The following is a 17,357-nucleotide window of genomic DNA, read 5'->3' on the forward strand; positions in this document are numbered from 1 at the left end:
ACGGCTGGTCGTCAGGTCAGACCGAGCGTCGGGCCAGCGCGCGGCGGCGCTGGTCGGTGGCAGCGCGTGCGCGCTCCACGGCTTCGGTTTCGGTAACGTCGAGCAGGTGATCGATCACGCGGGCGAGATGATCGCGCATCGCATTGCGTGCGTCGATCGGCGAGCGGGCCTCCAGCGCACTCAGGATCCGGCCATGTTCGATCATGCGGTTCTCGGTGCCGAGGCTTCCCGCCTTCGCCAGCACCTCGCGCGCCAGCGGCGAGCGGAACCGCATGTCCCAGAAGTCGGTGACGGCGGAAATGATGACGGCATTGCCCGTCGCCTCCGCGATCGCGATGTGAAAACGACGATCCGCGTCCTCCGCCGCCACGGTATCATCTTGGTTCATCTGCCCCAGCAGGCCGCGCAATTCGAGCAGCTGCTGTTCGGTTATCTCGGTCGCGGCGACCGCGGCAACCTCGCCTTCGAGCATGCGACGCGCCTCGGTGATCTCGAACGCGCCGATGTCGAGCTCTTGCTCCGAGTCGTTCGACGAGGAGGCGAGCACGAACACGCCCGATCCCTTGCGGGCCTCGACCATGCCCTTCATCTCGAGCGCGATCATCGCCTCCCGGATGGTCGGGCGACTCACCTGGAACCGCTCGGTCAGGTCGCGTTCGGCGGGCAGGCGCGCGCCGACCTGGTATACGCCGGCCGTGATGTCCGCGATGATCGCCTGCACGATCTTGCGATAGAGTTTGCCGCCGCCTTCAGTGCCTTGCATTGCATTCCTCGTTCGATCCGCGCCCGCTAGAGCGATGGCGCCACCTTTTACTTCGCGCTGCGTAAAGCATCGTCAAGCCTGGTGCAGCCGAAAAGCGTGCGCTGGTCGGATTAAAATGCCTTACAATCCTGTTGCATGTGGCCCGACCACAATTTAAGACCTAGTTCAGGAGAGGCCGTACGACAGCGACATGTCGGCGGGAAACGATGCGAGACGACCGGACCCGTCCGGATAGGGTTGCCCGACCCGCGCTCGCAGAAAAGAGAAAAGGGGAGGCGAATGGCTCGAGCGCTCGCAATTCTGACCTTGGCGGCCGTGCCGTTGATGGCGCAGTCTTCGGTCAATGCTGCACCGACGCAGCAATCCTCCACCCATCAGGCCCTCACCAATCAGGCAAAGGCGCCGTGGCGCGATGTTACTCCGCGCGAAGGCTTGGCCGGCTGGCGCGCGACCGGCGGCAAGGCGAGCTATGCGTTCGAGAATGGCGAAGTCATCGGACGCGCCGAGCCCGGCAAGACCAATAGCTGGCTCGTATCCGAGGCGCAGTATGGCGACTTCATCGTCGAATTCGACGCGAAGACCGATCCGGCGCTCAATTCCGGCATGATGATCCGCGGCCAGAGCCGACCCGATTATCGTGACGGCGTGGTGTATGGGTACCAAGCGGAGATCGATCCGTCGTCGCGCCGCTGGAGTGCCGGGCTGTACGACGAGCAGCGGCGGCAATGGCTCTATACGCTGGGGCGTAACGAAGCGGCACGGCAGACCTTCCGCTCGGGCGACTGGAACCACTACCGCGTCGAGGCGATCGGCACCCGGCTGCGGACGTGGATCAACGGCGTACCCGCCGCCGATGTGGTCGACGACATGGACTCACGCGGTTTCATCGCCTTCCAGGTCCATGCGATCCCCGACGCCGAGGCTGCACGGCACCCTGAAGTGCGGTTCCGCAACGTCCGGATGATCACGGATTCGCCGGCCCGGTTCGCGATGCCCGCGACGGCTCTCCCGGAACAGGGATGGTTGACCAATCGCCTGTCCGGCGGTGAACAGCGCGCTGGTTGGAAGCTGCTGTGGGACGGCAAGACCGGCGCCGGCTGGCGTAGCGTCAAGGGCCAGAAGTTTCCGGCATCGGGGTGGTCGATGGCCGATGGTGCATTGCGTGTCGATGGTGGCGGTGGTGGTGGTGGCGGCGATATCGCGACGACCCGCGACTATCGCAATTTCGAACTGTCGATCGATTTCAAGCTGACGCCCGGCGCCAATAGCGGGATCAAGTATTTCGTCGATGGGGGCCTGCTCAAAAAGGGCGAGTCGATCGGGTTGGAATACCAGTTGCTCGACGACGAGCGGCATCCCGATGCCAAGATGGGACGCGATGGCAACCGGACGCTCGGGTCGCTCTATGATCTGATCGCTGCGAAAAACCTCTCCGATCCCGACAGCCCGGGCAAGCGGATCAATCCGCCGGGCTCCTGGAACCGCGCGGTGATCGTGGTGCGCGGGGCGCATGTCGAGCATTGGCTGAACGGCTTCAAGATGGTCGAATATGACCGCGGATCCCCGGCGTTCCGTGCGCTGGTGGCGCAGAGCAAATACGCCGGCGTGCCCGGCTTCGGCGAAGGCAAGCAGGGACCGATCCTGCTGCAGGATCACGGCGACCGGGTCGAATTCCGGTCGATCAAGCTGCGCGAACTCTGAGGGGGATGGATCGATGGACCGTCGGACGATGATCAAGGGCGCGGGCGCCACGGTAGGGCTGGGGCTCGGCGTGGCGATGAGCGCGCGCAGCTATGCGCGGATCAAGGGCGCGAACGATCGGCTCAGCGTCGGCATAGTCGGGGTGAACGGGCGCGGGCAGGCGCATATGGGCGCGTTCACGAAGGTGCCGAACGTCGAGATCACCCATTTCTGCGACGTCGATTCGGTGGTGCTCGCCAAGCGTGCAGGTGAGTTTGCGGCGCGCGGCAATCCGGCGCCGAAGACCGAAGGCGATTACCGCCGCCTGTTCGACAACAAGGCGGTGGACGTCATCACGATCGCGACGCCGGACCATTGGCATGCCAAGCTCGCGGTCGATGCGATGAAATCGGGCCATCACGTCTATTGCGAAAAGCCGATCGGCATCGCGCCTGCCGAGGGCGAGGCGATGATCGCCGTGCAGAAAAACACCAAGCGTGTCTTGCAGGTCGGCAACCAGCAGCGATCGAGCCCCGAGACGCGGCAGCTGCTCGCGCTCGTCCAGGCCGGCGAGCTGGGCGACATCTACGAGGCGCAGACCTGGTACGCGAACGATCGCAAGACGATCGGCAAGGGCCATGTGACGACGCCGCCGGCAAATCTCGATTGGGACATGTGGCAGGGGCCACGGCCGCGCGCGCCGTATCGGTCGAACCTGGTCCCGTATAACTGGCACTGGTTCTGGCAATACGGGACCGGCGAACTCTGCAACAACGCGATGCACGAACTCGACGTCGCACGCTGGATGATGGGGCTGACCTATCCGAAGACGGTGTCCGCGCAGGGGGCGAAGCGCTTCCACGCCGGCGACGATTGGGAAATGTACGATTCGCTCGCGCTGGACCTGACCTACGACAACGACCGGGTGATCCGCTGGAACGGCGAGAGCTGCAACGCGATGCTGACCTATGGGCGCGGACGCGGCGTCCTGCTGCTCGGCACCAAGGGGTCGGCGGTGGTCGATCGCAACGGCTTCGAGCTCTACGATCTGGCAGGCAAGTCGATCCGGCAGGTGATGGCCAAGGCAACGTCGGAGACGACCGGCACGGTCGGCGAGGGCATCCTCGACGTCTATCACGCAGCCAATTTCGTCGACGTGATCCGCGGCCGCGCGTCTGCGCTCAATTCGCCGATCGCCGAGGGGCATATCAGCACGACGCTCTGCCACCTGGGCAACATGGCCTATCGCACCGACAGCGTGCTGACCCTCGATCAGACGACTGGCAAGCCGAGCAGCGCCGAGGCGATGAAGCTGTGGTCGGTCGCGTATGAACCGGGCTGGGAGGTCAAGGCCTGACGTGAGCATCGCCGCGCAGGTCGAGCGCTTCGGTGCGATGGGAACGCGGGTCGAGCTGCACGTGTTCGGCGGCGGGTTTGCGCATGCACTGGTCGCGGCGCGGCGGGCGATCGAGAACGTCGACGATGCGTTGACCATCCATCGACCGTCGCCGACAACCGTAGTCAATGACGAGCTTCTCGCCGGGCGAGACGTCGCGATCGACGATCCGGTGCTGACCGAGGCGCTGATCGCGATCCAGGACGTGCACGCGCTGACCGACGGGTTGTTCGATCCCGCCATCGATCACCGGTTCGCCGGGGCGGGATGGGGCGACATCGTTTTTGATCCGCGCACGGCACGGATCGCGGCGACGCGGCCGCTCGCGCTGGATTTCGGCGGCTTCGGCAAGGGGTTCGCGCTCGACCGGGCCTGCGCGGCGTTGCGCGATGCGGGCATCGTCTCGGCGTGTCTTTCGGCAGGCGAGAGCTCGCTGGCGGTGATCGGCGAGCATCCGCTCGGCGGTGGCTGGCCGTTCGCGATACCCCATCCGTCTCAGGCCTGCGCGGTGCTGGTCGAGCTCGAACTCCTCGACGAGACGCTGTCGATCTCGACGACGGTGGGCGCGGGCACGCACGCACCCGAGCGTGCGGCGATGATCCGCCCCGGCGACGGTGCGATCGTCACCGCGGCACGCTGTGCGGTGGCGGTCGATCGCAGCGGCGGCAGGGCGGAGGCGCTGAGTACGGCGCTGCTGGTCGCGGACGACGCTGGCGCGCGACGACTGCTGGAGGGCGGGCCGACCCGGCGTTTCCTGTTCGATCTTTCCCAAGAGGCGGCGCCGACCGTCGACGTAGCGAGGATGCACGCGGCATGACCGACAAGGATTTCGACCTCACGCGGCGATCGTTCATCGATCGCGTGATGATGGCAACCGCGGGCGCGGGGATGGCGGCGGCTGCGCCCTGGGCGGCATCCGCGGCATCGGCGGCGGATGCCGATCCGGTGAAGACCAACCCGGTCCGGATCGGCGTGATCGGCACCGGCGACCGCGGCCGCACGCTGATCCAGAACATCGCCAAGACGCGCAACTGCACGGTCGTGTCGATCGGCGACACTTATGCGCCGAACCTCGCCAAGGCGCGGCAATGGGTCGGTCCGACGACGCGCAATTTCAGCGATCACCGCGCGATGCTCGACGCGGGCGGGATCGATGCGGTGGTGATCGCGACGCCGCTCCACCTGCACGCACGCCACAGCTTCGACGCGTTCGACGCGGGGCTGCACGTGTGGTGCGAAAAGGCGATGGCGCGCACGATCGCGGATTGCGGCGCGATGGTGACCCGCTCGCAGGCCGCCAACAAGGTACTCCAGATCGGCCACCAGCGGATGTTCCACCCGACCTATCTCAACGCCCTGAAGCGCGCCAAGGCCGGCGAGATCGGCTCGCTGACCCAGATCCGTGCGAGCTGGCACCGCAACAATGCCTGGCGTCGTGCGGTGCCTGCCGACGCGACCGATCGCCAGATCAACTGGCGCCTGTACCGCGACAGCTCGGCGGGGTTGATGACCGAACTGGCGACGCACCAGCTTCAGGTCGGCAACTGGTTCTTCGACGCGCCGCCGACGCGGGTAATGGGGTCGGGCAGCATCTGCTTCTGGAAGGACGGCCGCGAAGTCTACGACCATGTCGCGCTGATCTACGAATATGCCGGCGGGCGGAAATTCATCTACACTTCGCTGCTGAACAACGCGCGCTACGGCTGCGAGGAGCAGATTCAGGGTAGCAAGGGCACGATCGAGCCCGAACTCGGCCGGATCTATCAGGAAGTACCGGCCAAGGTGCTGGCGCTGCAGCGGATGCAGAAGGACGTCGCGCGGGGGCACAAGCGCACCGTGCCGATCGGCGGCGCGACTTGGTTCCCCGAATTGCCCGTGACGACGCCGGGCGAGTCGCTCGGCTGGGGCGAATATGACGAGACGATGCTGCAGTTCGAAGGGTTCGGCGCCGCGGTGCGTGCGGGCAAGCCGCTGCCCGGCCTGCTGCGGCAGGCCTATCAGGCGAGCGTCGCGTCGTTGCTCGGCGAACAGGCGATGGACCGCGGCGAAGCGATGACCTGGCCGACGAATCTGGTCGCGATCTGACAAGGGGAATAGCTGTGACCGATACCAACCGACGCGGGATCCTCGGGCTTGGCCTGACCGCGGGCCTAGCCGCCGGGTTCGCCGCCGACGCGTTCGCGCAATCCGCTACGCGGGGCGACGCACCGACCGAAGGCGCAGTCGCGCGCCCGGCACCGGAGGCGAAATACCGCCTGCCGTTCGCGGTGATCGGCATGGATCACAACCATATTTACGGCATCACCGATGCGATCATCCGCGGCGGCGGCGTGCTCACGACCTTCTACGCAACCGATCCCAAGCAGATCGCGATGTTCCGAAAGCGCTACGGCGACGTGAAGCTCGCCCGGTCCGAGCAGGAGATCCTCGACGACCGCGCGATCAAGCTGGTGTGCAGCGCGGCGATCCCCAGCCTGCGCGCACCGCTGGGCATCCGAGTGATGCGTGCCGGCAAGGATTACCTCAGCGACAAGGCGGCGGTGACGACGCTGAAGCAACTCGCCGACGTCCGCCGCGCGATCAAGGAGACCGGGCGCAAATACGGGATCATGTATTCCGAACGGCTCGAGGTGCCTGCCGCGGTGATGGCGGGGCAACTCGTCCATGACGGCGCGATCGGGCGGGTGATCCAGACCGTGAACCTCGCACCGCACCGGCTGTCCGCCGCGAGCCGTCCCGACTGGTTCTGGGACCCGGCGCAGAATGGCGGCATTTTGACCGACGTCGGCAGCCACCAGGCCGACCAGTTCGTCTACCTGACCGGCAGCAAGCGCGCGCAGGTGCTCGCCTCGCAGACCGGCAATTTCGGCAATCCCGCGCATCCCAAGTTCGAGGATTTCGGCGACATGATGCTGAGCGGCGATGGCGGCGCCGGCTATGTCCGCGTCGACTGGTTCACCCCCGACGGCCTGCCGACCTGGGGCGACGGCCGCCTCTTCATCCTCGGCACCGAGGGCTATATCGAACTGCGCAAATATGTGGACATCGCCGGGCGGCCGGGCGGCAACCACCTGCTGATCGCCGACAAGAAAGGCACGCGTTATCTCGATTGCTCGAAGGTGCCGTTGCCGTTCGGGCCACAGTTCGTGACCGACCTCGTCGAACACACGTCGATCGCGCAGGATCAGGAGGGTGCGCTGCTCGCGGCCGAACTCGTGCTGACCGCGGAGGCACGCGCGACGCCGGCAAGACGCTGAACCGATAGGGGGCGCTGGCCGACCGGTGCATGGCGTCCCAAGGTGTCGCTATGGGCGATCGGTTTCGGCGCAGCGCCGCACAGGCACGGCCCTGGATCGGCCAGGACGCGTTCCGTTCAGCCAGCATCTCGATCCGATAGTGTGTCTGCAGGTCGTGCTCAGGCAGCCGCGCGCATCGCGGCAATTCCTTGATCCCAACTCGTTACGGGCGCGTAGCCAAGCTCGGTGCGGGCGCAACGATCGGAGATGGTGAAGTCATAGCCCACCATCCGCAGCATCTGCCGCGTCAGCGGCGGCTGGCCTGCGCGCCCGAAGGTCCGCCAGACGAACTCCATCACGCTCGCCATGAACCATGCCACCCCAAGCGGCGCGCTGCGGGCCTTGATCGCGACGCCCTTGGTCTCGACCAATGCGGTGATCACCGCACGCATCGACTGATCCTGTCCGTCGGTGACGAAATAGGCCCGGCCGCCGGGCGATTTCTCGGCGGCTAGGATCGCGCAAACGCAGACATTGTCGACATGAGCAGTCGACATGATCTGCTGGCCGCCGGCGGGCCACGCGAAACGGCCTGCCTCGACATCCTCGGCCATGTGGTCGAGCATCGGCATGCCTGCACCCCAGATGAGTGGCGGCAGGATCACGGCCGTGCGCATCCCCCCGGCTTTGTCTGCGTCGAGAACCAGTTTCTGGGCGCGCGCCTTGGAGCTGAGGTAAGGTGCCCAGGATGGATAGGCGAGCGGCGTGTCTTCGGAGATGTCGGTCATCGGCCTACCGTCGCCCATCACGACGCCTGCAGCACTTATGTAGACGAAGCGCGTTACGTGCTCCGCCTGCGCGGCTGCCAACATATTGCGCGTGCCTTGCACATTGGCGCGTTCGAAGTCGGCTGCCGGTGCCCACAGCGTGAACAAAGCGGCCGCGTGAAACACGACATCGGCATCGACCATGCCCTGCCGAAGCATGGCGGGATCATCGAGATCGCCAGCGATTGGCTCTGCGCCAATCGCGTGCAGCTTGGCTGCGTCATGAGGACTGCGATGCAGCGCACGGACCGTCCAGCCTTCCTGCACAAGCCGTTTGACGAGGTTACCACCGAGAAGCCCCGTAGCGCCGGTTACGAATGCAATCGCCATTGCCATCTCCTTGCGAGTCGATGGACGTATCACACCGGTTTAATTGAATTACAACATATGAAATATGTAACCTGAATATTGTCAGGTCGTCTAGCTATGGCTATGGATCAGGCATGCGAGATTTACCCGTGCAGCCGCTTTCGGCCTCGAACATCCTGGAAAGCGCCAAGGCGCAGGTTCGTCGGTTTGGCGAGGGCAAGACCAACGTGACCGATGTCGCGCGTGACATGGGGGTGAGCCACGCTGCGCTGTACCGGTTCTATCGCTCGAAAAGCGGCATGATGGACGCCATCGTCCAGGAGGCGATGGACGACGAGGGCAGACTGGCAGAAAGGCATGTGACGGCCGAAGGACCGCCCGCCGAACGACTGGCGGCGATGCTGCTCGATCTGCACCGGCACAAGCGCGCGCGCTTTGTCGGCGACCGCGAGATTCACGATCTCTATCGCCGCATCGTCGTCGAGCGACCCGACATGATCGCGACCTATGCCGATCGGATCACTGCGCTGATCGCACGGGTCATCGAGACTGCGGTTCTGCGCGGCGAATGGACCGTCGACGACATCGGCATTGCAGCCGGCGTGGTTCGGGACGCGGCCATGGTCTATGTTCATCCCGCCTTCGTGGCTCAGCTCGTCACTGCGGGCGCGCCGGTCGAGGATATGTTGCGCGCAACCGTCACGACGCTCGCTCGCGCGTTCGAAAGCGGCGTGATTTACGGCCGCCCGGAAGAAAGCGCCGTCGCAGCGCAGGCAGAGGTCTGACATGGCACGATCGAATCCCTATTATAACGGACCCCGGAGCGACCATTTCGACGGTCTGCGTTTCTTCAACCCAGGCGAACCCGACACCGACCGTGGTCTGCGCGACGTGCTGCGGTGGCGACGGGCGGCTCCAGACCATCGCTGGCCGCAGGTGGTCGAGGTCGTTCCGGTGATTCCGGAACAGCGGATGGAACCACTGACGGTGACGATGGTCGGCCACGCGACAATGCTCATCCAGGTCGCGGGGCTCAACCTGCTGACCGATCCGGTATGGTCGGATCGGGCAAGCCCTTTCCAGTTCGCAGGTCCAAAGCGCGTCACGGCGCCGGGGATCCGGATGGACGACCTGCCGCCGATCGACGTGATCCTGCTGTCGCACAACCATTACGATCACCTCGACATCGCTACGCTACGCGAACTCGAGACGCGCCATTCGCCGCGTATCGTGACCCCGCTGGGCAATGACGCGATCATAAAACGGCATATCCCCCAGGCGCGGATCGAGACGGGGGATTGGGGCGACGCTATCTCCCTTGGCCAGAATACGGATATCCATATCGTCCGGGCAAACCACTGGTCGTCTCGTGGATTGAACGACCGGCGCATGGCGCTATGGGGCGGCTTTATGATCAGGGTGGGCGGAACGCTGATCTACTTCGCCGGTGACACGGGATATGGCACCGGAGCGATCTTCCGAGACCTGCGCCAACGGTTCGGATCGCCCGATCTCGCCATCCTGCCGATCGGTGCCTATGATCCGCGCTGGTTCATGGCTGCCCAGCACGTCGATCCAGAGGAGGCCATCCAAATTCTGTGCGATCTGGACGCTCGCCAGGCACTTGGCATGCACTGGGGGGTATTCAAGCTGACGGACGAGACGAGAGACGCCCCGGAAAATCGCTTGGCGGCGGGACTTGCAGCCCGTGGCATTGCCCCCCGGCGTTTCAAAGCGATGCGGCCTGGCGATGAGGTACGCATCGCTTGAAATGAGTCACTGGCTATTGGCCACCTGGACCCAAGTTTGCAGGCAATGGTCGTTCGCCGTTAGGTTTTCGGGAACTCACGCGCCAGTTGATAAGATCGATCGCCCGGCCGCTGCTTGTCGGCCAATGGGCAGAGATATTAGCTGGCCGCAATCGGCGGCGGTCTCAGCGCGCGGACAGTCCCAGCAGCGCGCGGGTCGAGTGGAGGGCTCGCTCGAACGGATCCTGCGTGCGGCCGATCTTGACCATCACGCTGGCGCCCAGCCACAGATAATATAGCGCTGTCGCAAGGTCTGCCGGTGCTTCTTGCACGCCGACCGAGCCGTCCTCGATGCCGCCCTCGATCGCCCGGGTCATGCGCGCGATGATGCCGCTCGTTCCGGTCTTCAGCGCAAGCCGCATCGGCTCCGACAGATCGGCCACCTCGGCGCCGAGCTTTACCGCGAGACACCGCCCCTGACAGTCGAGCGCCCCCTGATTCTCTCGCCAGGCTGCGAAATACAGCATCAGCCGTTCGGCCATGGTGAGGCCCGGCTTTGCGAACAGCGCATCCATATCGGCATGATAGCCCTCGAAATAGGCCAAGAGCATAGCTTCGCCGAACGCATCCTTGGAGGCGAAATAATGGTAGAACGATCCCTTGGGGACGCCGGCGTCCTTCAGGATTTCGGTCAGACCGACCCCGGAGAATCCCTTCCGGCTCATGATCCGCTGGCCAGCAGCCAAGATCGTCGACCGCGAATCATTGTCTTGAACTGCGAGTACCATGCCGCTTCATACGGCTGATTAGACCAGTCGTCTATATAAAGAGGTGGCTGCCGTCTCGCAGTTTACGTGGCACCAAACTTCCGAAAATCTAGGCATAGGCCAAAACCCCCTCGCGCAAAAAATCACTAGACGACCGGTCTAATCAACCCTAGATGAGGGGTATCGGCGCTGCAGCGGAGATACCTCCGGGCGGCAAACCGACCCAAATCAGTAGACGACCGGTCCACTGAAATCGCTTCACCCGTCGGCCGTTCGGTCGCCTGCCAATTCGAAGGAAGTCTCATGAAGATCCTGATGGTCCTGACCTCGCACGACACGCTCGGCACCACCGGCTGCAAGACCGGCTTCTGGCTCGAGGAACTCGCCGCACCCTATTACGCGTTCAAGGATGCCGGCGCCGAGATAACCCTCGCGTCGCCCAACGGTGGCCAGCCGCCACTCGATCCGAAAAGCAACGAGCCCGACAGCCAGACCGACGCCACCCACCGTTTCGAAGCGGACGCCGAGGCTATTGCAGCGCTGGCGAAGACCGTGAAGCTGTCGGACATTTCCCCGGCCAATTTCGACACCGTATTCTACCCGGGCGGCCATGGTCCGCTGTGGGATCTCGCCGAGGACAAACTCTCGATCGATCTGATCGAAGGCTTCCTGGCCGCCGACAAGCCGGTGGCGCTGGTGTGCCATGCACCCGGTGTCCTGCGCCACGTCAAGACGCCCGCGGGTCGTCCGCTGGTCGAGGGCAGGAAGGTCACCGGTTTCGCCAATTCGGAAGAAGAGGCGGTCGGTCTCACCGACGTGGTGCCGTTCCTGGTCGAGGACGAATTGACGGCCCTCGGCGGGGTCTATTCGCGCGGCCCGGACTGGGGCTCGTACGTGATCGAGGACGGCCTGCTCATCACCGGCCAGAACCCCGGTTCCTCGGCCGCCGCCGCCCGCGCGCTGATCGACGCGCTGAAGGTAAAGCAGGCCAGGTAAAAGCAGCCGCCGAGGTCGCGCGCCTTATCGAGTCTGCCGGCGATCAGTTGCCCATGCGGATCGAGCATGCGTCTGGACCAAAATTGACACCGTACGAGGGCAGTTGTACTGAAAGGTACAACTGCCCTCGGTATCAAGGTTCAGCGATGTCACGCGCCCCGTTTCCACCGTTCACGCTCGAAACTGCAACGCAGAAGGCCCGCATGGCCGAGGACGCCTGGAACAGCCGCGACGCCGAAAAGGTATCGCTCGCCTATACCCCCGACAGCGTCTGGCGGAATCGTGGCGAGTTCCTGGTTGGCCGCGACGCCATCGTCGCGTTCCTGACGCGCAAATGGGAGACGGAACGCGACTATCGGCTGATCAAGGAAGTGTGGGCGCATCACGGCAATCGGATCGCGGTGCGGTTCGCGTATGAATGGCATGACCGCAGCGGCGCCTGGTTTCGTTCCTATGGCAACGAGAATTGGGAGTTTGACGAGGTCGGGCTGATGGCGCGCCGCATCGCCTCGATCAACGATCGCCCGATTGTAGAAAGCGAGCGCCTGTTCCACTGGCCGCTCGGCCGCCGGCCGGACGATCATCCCTCGCTCAGCGACCTCGCGCTCTGAGCGCAAAACGAACCCTGACCGATCGCGCCGCCGCGCTGCCTGCGTTGGCAGAGGCGTTTCGCGCGCACGGCTTCGAAGGCGCGAGCCTGTCGATCATTGCCAAGGCGACCGGGCTGGGAAAGGGCAGTCTCTACAATTTCTTCCCCGGCGGGAAGGAAGAGATGATGGCGGCCGTCCTCACCGACATCGACCAGTGGTTCGACCGCGTCGTCTTCGCGCCGCTGGAGCAGGCCTCCAATCCGGCGGCGGCGATCGTCGCGATGATGCGCGACGTCGAACGCTATTTCCAATCCGGCGGCAGGGTCTGCCTGGTCGGCTGGATCGGGTTGGGCGCCGCCCGCGATCCGTTCGCACAGCAGGTGAAGGGATATTTCACCCGCTGGATCTCGGCACTGACGCATTGCCTGGAAGCTGCACACGTCCCGGCATCTGCGGCCGCGCAATTGGCCGAAGAGGCCGTGGCCGGCATCCAGGGCGCGATCATTCTTTCGCGGGCGTTGGACGATAGTGGTGCGTTCACCCGGCTTGCCCGCCACCACCAGGCCTGCCTGCTCCAGGCCGTGGCAGGTCGGATCTCGGCTTAGCGGCAGTCGAGCATGGCTTCGTCCAGCCGCTACGGCTACTGCTCGTCGCGATCAGCCGCGTCCGCAAAGTTGCAGCAGTCGCACCATTGCCAGCACGATCAGCACGACGCTCGCGACCGCGCCGATGCCCATTTGCTTCACCACGCCGGTCAGTCTTTTTCCCGGCGCGGCGATGCGCAACGCACAGATCAGCGTACCGGTGACCGAAAGCGCGCTGAGCATCGTGCCGAACAGGAACCACAACAGCTTGCTCGGCAGCCCGCCCCAATTGCCGAAATGGAGCGGGTCGGCGGCTTCGGATACGCGCTGATAGGCGGACATGCCGGTTGCATCGTGGGTGCCCAGCACGCGGCCGTCGCGGGCGTCGAACCACGCCTGGTTGGCGCGGTCGCGGACCAGCATAGCGCCCGCCTGGCCCTGCAAGGTCAGGCGGCCGTTATCGAACGCGATCCCGCGCACGTCGAAATCGGGCCAGCGTGCGATCGCCCCTGCGATCATCGCGTCGATCGCCACGGCCGAGGGCGGGCGCGCCGTCGCCGCGACGGCAGGGCCTTCGGGTTCGGGCGGTCCGGCGCCGAGCCGGTCCGCGAGATACCACAACCCCGTCACGCCGATCAGCGCGATGAACCAGATGCTCCATAGCCCCGCCAGCCGGTGCAGATCGCCGATATAGCGGCGCGCCTCCCTGGGGTGCCGCATCGGCCGCGGCCAGCGGACAAAGCCGCGCCACCATTTCTTGTAGACCTTGAACGCGGTGGCGAGCGTCAGCAACAGCGGCACGGACAGCACGGTGACCAGGATGATCCCGATGTCGGTCGGCAGCATCAGCGCGCGGTGCAGGTCGCGCACGACGTCCTGCACGGTGCCGGTCGAGGTCACGCCCTGTACCCTGGCGGTCCACGGATCGATGTGAACGAGCCGTGCTTCGCCGTCGGCGTCCTCGCCCTTGGCGCGCACCGCGAACCCCGGTTCGATCGGCGCCGACACCTCCTCGACCGTGAAACCGGGGACGCCGGCGGCGGCGGCGTGCCAGGCACCCCAACTCGCCATAGGCCCTGCCTCGGAACGCGCGCGCATCGCCGGCTGCACCATCCAGTCGATCTCGTCGGCGACGGTGGCGATCGTACCGGTGATCAGCACGAAGCTGAGCAGCAAGCCAAGCTTCAGCCCGGCCCAGTGATGCACGATCCACCAGGCCGATCGATGCGGCTTGGCTCGCGGGGGCGGAACGGCGGCCATCAGACGTGGAATTCGACTGGCACCACGAGTTCGATCCGCTGCCCTTTTACGTCCTCGGGTGGCCCGGGCAGGGGAGAGGCACGTTTGGGCAGCGCCAATGCTTCGCGGTCGAGGAGCGCGAAACCCGAGCTCTGCTCCAGCGTAACGGCCAGTACCGTGCCCGCGCGGTCGAGCGTGAAGCGGATCAGCACCACGCCCTGCTGGCGGCGTGCGCGCGCGGACGACGGATAGGATTTTACCGCATTCAGCCGTCCGAGCACGCGCGACTGCCAATCGGCCGGCCGTTCGGATGGGGCGCTCGCCACGGGGCGCGGCGGCGGGGTCGGTGCCGGCGGTGCGGCAGCCGGCGCGGACGGCGTTGGTGCGATGGTGGCGGGAACGGGAACGGTCGGCGCTGGAGCGGCCGTCGGTGCCACCTCCGGCGTTGCGATGGACGGTGCTGGGGACAGTGCTGGGGACGGCGCTTCGACCGGCTCCACAAAATCCTCGGGTACCGTCTCTGCAGGTGCTTCGGGCGCGGGGACGTCGAACACCGCGAGCGGGGCGGTGGGCGCGATCTGCACCAGTGCGGGTTGCCACACCCATAGCGCGATCACGACCGGGATCGCCTGCACGAGCAGCGTCAGCCCGAGCGACAGCGGCGACCACCGCCTTTGGCGATAGCCGCTGGGCATCGCATCCACCGTCGTGTCCGTAGTCGGGGAGGCGACTGGTCTTGCGATCGTCATGTGCACGCTCATGCCGGCACTCCTAGAAGCGCGTCCGGATCGTGCCGACGACGCGCCGCGGCGTGCCCGGGTAGAGGTTGCTCTCGCTCTGCACGCCTTCGATGTAGAAGCTGTCTGCGAGGTTCTCGGCGTTGACGGAGGCTTCCCAATGCTCGTCGATCGCGTAGCGGAGCGATGCGTCGAAGGTCTCATAGCCCTCGATGGTGAAGCTGTTGGCGAGATCGATCTGCCGCTTGCCGACCACGCGGATGCCGCCCGCGAGCGACAGGCCCTTCAGCGCGCCGCCCTGGACACTGTAGCTGGTCCACAGCCGCCCGCTGAGTTCGGGAACGCCGGTCAGCTGGTTGCCGACCGCAAAGACGTTGTCGCGGGTGATCCGGGTGTGGAGATAGCTCGCATTGGCGATCACGCTCCAGCCGGGCAGGATGTCGCCGGTCAGATCGAGCTCGACGCCGCGCACTCGTTGCTCGCCGGTCAGGATCGAGAAATCGGAATCGGTGGGATCGTCCGTCGCGACGTTCTGCTTGGTGATCTGGAACACCGCGCCGGTCAGCGACAGGCGATCGGGGACGACGTCGAGCTTTACGCCCCCCTCGAACTGCTCGCCCTTTTCCGGGTCGAGCGGCGAGCGGTCGACCAACTGGCCCTGCTGCGGCCGGAAGCTCTTGGTATAGCTGCCATAGAGCGAAACGGCAGTTGTCGGCTGATAGACGAGCCCCGCGCGCCAGGTCAGCGCATCGTCATCGGTACGGGTCTGTTCGGCGTTGAACAGGTCGTCCGTGAAACTCTTGGCGCGATCGTAGCGCAGTCCGGCGAGCGCTTTCCATTTCTCGCCGAGGCTGATCTGGTCCTGAAGATAGAAACCCCAGTTGCGGACCGCGTAGTCATAGCGCGCATTGGCACGCGTCACGGGGATCGGCGTCGTGCCATAGACTGGCGCGTACAGGTCGATCGCCCCGATGTTCGCGCGCGCCGAGCGGAACAGGAAATCGCCGCGGCTGCGCTCCACGCCCATCATGATGCGGTGCTCGATCCCGGCGGTGAAGACGTCAGCCAACGCGTCGAGGCGCATGGTCAGGTCTTCAGGCGCCTCGGTGCGCGTCGTCACGCGGCGGCGCAGCGTGCGGCCATCGTCTTCCAGGCCCTGGAGGTCGACGGCGTTGCTGTCGTTCGAGGTCGCATCGGTATACCGCCCGGTCGCGCGCAGCATCAGCCAGGGCGTCACCTGCCGTTGCGCCGCAAGCCCCAGCACCAGCTTGTGCGCGGCGGTGATCGACCAGCGCTCGCCAAGATAATTCCCCGCATCGTGCGGATAGTCGCCGTTCTCGTCGGCATAGAGGCCGCGATCGAACGGCTGCTTCTGGTTCACATAGTCGGCGGTCAGATCGACGCGGGTCAGCGCATCGGGCTCCCAGCGCAGCGCGCCGGCACCGAACACGCGTTCGCTGGCGCGTGCTTCGTCGCGAAAACCACCATTGGTCTGGATCGCGCCGGTCGCGCGGGCGCTGAGCGTCCCCGAGGCGTTGAGCGGTCCGCTGACCGACAGTTCGCTGCGGAAGAAATCGAAACTGCCGCCCTGCACCGCGGCGTCGAACGAGAAGGTCCGGCTCGGCGCGCGCGTGACGATGTTGATCACGCCGCCGGGATCGGTGAGTCCGACCATCACCGATGCCGGCCCCTTCAGCACCTCGACGCGCTCGACATTGGCGAGATCGAGAAAGGCCTCGGGCCGCTCGGCGGCGCTGCTCAGGGGGAACCCGTTTATCGCATATCGCGACGCGACGAAGCCGCGGATAGTGTAGTTGTCGGCACGATTGCCCGCGGTACCGTTCAGCTGCACGCTGGATACGTTCTGCAGCACGTCGGTCAGCCGCGTCGCCGCCTGATCCTCGATCACCGAGCGCGGCACGACCTGGATCGACTGCGGCACGTCACGGATCGCCGTGTCCGTGCGGGTGGCGGTGGCGGTCAGCGTCGCGCGGTAACCGGGGACGGCGCCGATGGCGGTCTCGATCGGCGTGCGGGCGGAGCCGGTGCCGGCATCGGCCTGGACCCGGACGGGGCCGAGTTGTGTCCCGCTGCTGGCGCGCGAGATGCGCTGCAGCCGCACCGCGGTGCCGCCGGTCGAGCGATAGGTCAGGCCCGCGCCGCCGAGCAGTTGCGACAGCGCTTCGCCGGTAGTCCGTGCGCCGGACACTGCGGCAGACGTCTGCCCTGCGACGTCGGCGGGCTCGTACCCGACCTGGACGCCGGACTGGCGCATATAGGTGAGCAGCGCGCTCTCCAGCGACTGCGCGGGAATGTCGAAGCTGCGCACGGACTGCGCCTGCGCGGTACCGGCGACGAGCACAGCGGCCGGCGCCGCTCCGCCCAGCAGGAGTGCCGGCAGAACCGACCGTGAAAGCGAAACCATATATCCCCCGAGAGCGTCTTGATCCTGTGTTGCATTCGCAACAGCGTCATGGCTCTGACG

Annotated in this window: 16 protein-coding genes; 10 read left to right on the forward strand and 6 right to left on the reverse strand. The window is 65.6% G+C overall.

Features of this window, described 5'->3' with window-relative positions:
- Window positions 1-16 precede the first annotated feature (16 nt).
- A complete protein-coding gene (locus VH567_RS09660; RefSeq protein WP_423325496.1) occupies window positions 17-763 on the reverse strand; it encodes a FadR/GntR family transcriptional regulator in 747 nt (248 codons plus the stop codon).
- A 279-nt stretch (window positions 764-1,042) separates the two neighbouring features.
- Between VH567_RS09660 and VH567_RS09665 the strand changes: the two genes are divergently transcribed.
- From VH567_RS09665 to VH567_RS09685, 5 genes are read left to right on the forward strand one after another with little or no spacing between them, the layout of a single operon-like run.
- On the forward strand, window positions 1,043-2,464 hold the full coding sequence (locus VH567_RS09665) for a 3-keto-disaccharide hydrolase (protein WP_423325498.1): 1,422 nt from the start codon (window positions 1,043-1,045) through the stop codon (window positions 2,462-2,464).
- Window positions 2,465-2,477: 13 nt separating this feature from the next.
- Window positions 2,478-3,800, forward strand: coding sequence for a Gfo/Idh/MocA family protein (locus VH567_RS09670; RefSeq protein ID WP_423325500.1), 1,323 nt, complete (start codon window positions 2,478-2,480; stop codon window positions 3,798-3,800).
- Between the two features lies 1 nt (window position 3,801).
- Window positions 3,802-4,656, forward strand: a complete 855-nt coding sequence (locus VH567_RS09675; protein ID WP_423325502.1) for an FAD:protein FMN transferase — start codon at window positions 3,802-3,804, stop codon at window positions 4,654-4,656.
- Entirely contained in the window at window positions 4,653-5,924 is a 1,272-nt protein-coding gene (locus VH567_RS09680; RefSeq protein ID WP_423325504.1) for a Gfo/Idh/MocA family protein, read from the forward strand. The genes VH567_RS09675 and VH567_RS09680 overlap by 4 nt, the downstream gene beginning before the upstream one ends.
- Before the next feature lie 14 nt (window positions 5,925-5,938).
- Window positions 5,939-7,096, forward strand: coding sequence for a Gfo/Idh/MocA family protein (locus tag VH567_RS09685; RefSeq protein WP_423325506.1), 1,158 nt, complete (start codon window positions 5,939-5,941; stop codon window positions 7,094-7,096).
- 158 nt (window positions 7,097-7,254) lie between these two features.
- Here VH567_RS09685 and VH567_RS09690 read toward each other — a convergent pair whose 3' ends face one another.
- Entirely contained in the window at window positions 7,255-8,238 is a 984-nt protein-coding gene (locus VH567_RS09690) for an NAD-dependent epimerase/dehydratase family protein (protein ID WP_423325508.1), read from the reverse strand.
- Window positions 8,239-8,345: 107 nt separating this feature from the next.
- On the opposite strand from VH567_RS09690, the gene VH567_RS09695 reads away from it, so the two are divergent.
- Window positions 8,346-8,996: a TetR family transcriptional regulator gene (locus VH567_RS09695; RefSeq protein ID WP_423325510.1), complete on the forward strand. Its 651-nt coding sequence runs from the start codon at window positions 8,346-8,348 to the stop codon at window positions 8,994-8,996.
- A 1-nt stretch (window position 8,997) separates the two neighbouring features.
- The gene (locus tag VH567_RS09700) at window positions 8,998-9,981 is read left to right on the forward strand and encodes an MBL fold metallo-hydrolase (protein ID WP_423325512.1); all 984 of its coding nucleotides are present in this window, start codon (window positions 8,998-9,000) and stop codon (window positions 9,979-9,981) included.
- 163 nt (window positions 9,982-10,144) lie between these two features.
- Here the strand turns inward: VH567_RS09700 and VH567_RS09705 are convergent, their stop codons facing one another.
- The gene (locus tag VH567_RS09705) at window positions 10,145-10,747 is read right to left on the reverse strand and encodes a TetR/AcrR family transcriptional regulator (RefSeq protein ID WP_423325514.1); all 603 of its coding nucleotides are present in this window, start codon (window positions 10,745-10,747) and stop codon (window positions 10,145-10,147) included.
- Between the two features lie 282 nt (window positions 10,748-11,029).
- On the opposite strand from VH567_RS09705, the gene VH567_RS09710 reads away from it, so the two are divergent.
- From VH567_RS09710 to VH567_RS09720, 3 genes are all read left to right on the forward strand, one after another.
- Entirely contained in the window at window positions 11,030-11,722 is a 693-nt protein-coding gene (locus VH567_RS09710; RefSeq protein WP_423325516.1) for a type 1 glutamine amidotransferase domain-containing protein, read from the forward strand.
- Window positions 11,723-11,868: 146 nt separating this feature from the next.
- Window positions 11,869-12,333 (forward strand): DUF1348 family protein, encoded by a 465-nt coding sequence (locus VH567_RS09715; RefSeq protein WP_423325518.1) that lies wholly within the window; start codon window positions 11,869-11,871, stop codon window positions 12,331-12,333.
- A gap of 44 nt (window positions 12,334-12,377) precedes the next feature.
- Window positions 12,378-12,917, forward strand: coding sequence for a TetR/AcrR family transcriptional regulator (locus VH567_RS09720; protein ID WP_423325520.1), 540 nt, complete (start codon window positions 12,378-12,380; stop codon window positions 12,915-12,917).
- 51 nt (window positions 12,918-12,968) lie between these two features.
- Here VH567_RS09720 and VH567_RS09725 read toward each other — a convergent pair whose 3' ends face one another.
- The 3 genes from VH567_RS09725 to VH567_RS09735 are packed head-to-tail and all read right to left on the reverse strand — an operon-like array spanning window position 12,969 to window position 17,297.
- The gene (locus VH567_RS09725; protein ID WP_423325522.1) at window positions 12,969-14,156 is read right to left on the reverse strand and encodes a PepSY-associated TM helix domain-containing protein; all 1,188 of its coding nucleotides are present in this window, start codon (window positions 14,154-14,156) and stop codon (window positions 12,969-12,971) included.
- Window positions 14,156-14,896 (reverse strand): TonB family protein, encoded by a 741-nt coding sequence (locus tag VH567_RS09730; protein ID WP_423325524.1) that lies wholly within the window; start codon window positions 14,894-14,896, stop codon window positions 14,156-14,158. Before VH567_RS09730 ends, VH567_RS09725 begins: the two co-directional genes overlap by 1 nt.
- Window positions 14,897-14,906: 10 nt before the next feature.
- Window positions 14,907-17,297 carry a TonB-dependent siderophore receptor gene (locus VH567_RS09735; protein ID WP_423325526.1) on the reverse strand — a complete coding sequence of 797 codons (2,391 nt, stop codon included), beginning with the start codon at window positions 17,295-17,297 and terminating at the stop codon, window positions 14,907-14,909.
- Window positions 17,298-17,357 lie beyond the last annotated feature (60 nt).

Origin of the sequence: Sphingomonas sp. 4RDLI-65 (genome assembly GCF_049472435.1) — a bacterium.
In the GTDB taxonomy this organism is placed as follows: Bacteria; Pseudomonadota; Alphaproteobacteria; order Sphingomonadales; family Sphingomonadaceae; genus Sphingomonas.

What these genes read in the sequence shown, in the direction of transcription:
- VH567_RS09700 (WP_423325512.1), top strand. Translation starts at nt 8,998, where the DNA reads ATGGCACGATCGAATCCCTATTATAACGGACCCCGGAGCGACCATTTC.
- VH567_RS09715 (WP_423325518.1), top strand. Translation starts at nt 11,869, where the DNA reads ATGTCACGCGCCCCGTTTCCACCGTTCACGCTCGAAACTGCAACGCAG.
- VH567_RS09710 (WP_423325516.1), top strand. Translation starts at nt 11,030, where the DNA reads ATGAAGATCCTGATGGTCCTGACCTCGCACGACACGCTCGGCACCACC.
- VH567_RS09705 (WP_423325514.1), bottom strand. Translation starts at nt 10,747, where the DNA reads ATGGTACTCGCAGTTCAAGACAATGATTCGCGGTCGACGATCTTGGCT.
- VH567_RS09665 (WP_423325498.1), top strand. Translation starts at nt 1,043, where the DNA reads ATGGCTCGAGCGCTCGCAATTCTGACCTTGGCGGCCGTGCCGTTGATG.
- VH567_RS09670 (WP_423325500.1), top strand. Translation starts at nt 2,478, where the DNA reads ATGGACCGTCGGACGATGATCAAGGGCGCGGGCGCCACGGTAGGGCTG.
- VH567_RS09695 (WP_423325510.1), top strand. Translation starts at nt 8,346, where the DNA reads ATGCGAGATTTACCCGTGCAGCCGCTTTCGGCCTCGAACATCCTGGAA.
- VH567_RS09725 (WP_423325522.1), bottom strand. Translation starts at nt 14,156, where the DNA reads ATGGCCGCCGTTCCGCCCCCGCGAGCCAAGCCGCATCGATCGGCCTGG.
- VH567_RS09730 (WP_423325524.1), bottom strand. Translation starts at nt 14,896, where the DNA reads ATGAGCGTGCACATGACGATCGCAAGACCAGTCGCCTCCCCGACTACG.
- VH567_RS09680 (WP_423325504.1), top strand. Translation starts at nt 4,653, where the DNA reads ATGACCGACAAGGATTTCGACCTCACGCGGCGATCGTTCATCGATCGC.
- VH567_RS09735 (WP_423325526.1), bottom strand. Translation starts at nt 17,297, where the DNA reads ATGGTTTCGCTTTCACGGTCGGTTCTGCCGGCACTCCTGCTGGGCGGA.
- VH567_RS09690 (WP_423325508.1), bottom strand. Translation starts at nt 8,238, where the DNA reads ATGGCAATGGCGATTGCATTCGTAACCGGCGCTACGGGGCTTCTCGGT.
- VH567_RS09660 (WP_423325496.1), bottom strand. Translation starts at nt 763, where the DNA reads ATGCAAGGCACTGAAGGCGGCGGCAAACTCTATCGCAAGATCGTGCAG.